Origin of the sequence: Pseudomonas sp. QS1027 (assembly GCF_002814235.1) — a bacterium.
Lineage (GTDB): Bacteria > Pseudomonadota > Gammaproteobacteria > Pseudomonadales > Pseudomonadaceae > Aquipseudomonas.
Genome location: NZ_PHSU01000058.1, coordinates 1 through 377, shown reverse-complemented (window position 1 = coordinate 377; position 377 = coordinate 1). Strand labels below are relative to the sequence as shown.

At 63.9% G+C, this 377-nt stretch carries 1 protein-coding gene; it reads left to right on the top strand.

What is annotated here, in order from left to right; translation table 11 throughout:
• A partial coding sequence (locus tag CWE01_RS33115; RefSeq protein WP_157815323.1) for an AMP-binding protein occupies positions 1 to 377 on the top strand: 377 nt, incomplete at both ends.

The window sequence follows — 377 nt, the reverse complement described above, 5'->3', positions numbered from 1 at the left end:
GAGCGTGAGCAGTTGCTGGTGGGGTTCAACGACACGGCGCTGGATTATCCGCGGGAACAGACCATTCACGGGTTGTTCGAAGCGCAGGTCGAGCGTACGCCGCAGGCCCTGGCGGTGGTGCATGGCGAACAGCGCCTGAGCTATCGCGAGCTTAACGAGCAGGCCAACCGTTTGGCCCATGCCTTGCGCAAGCAGGGTGTGCAGCCGGATTCGCGGGTGGGGATCTGTGTCGAGCGTGGAGCGGAGATTGTCGTCGGCTTGCTGGCGATTCTCAAGGCGGGCGGCGGTTATGTGCCGTTGGACCCCGCTTATCCGGCGGAACGTATTGCCTACATGTTGCAGGACAGCGCTCCGGCAGCGGTCCTGGCACAAGCGGC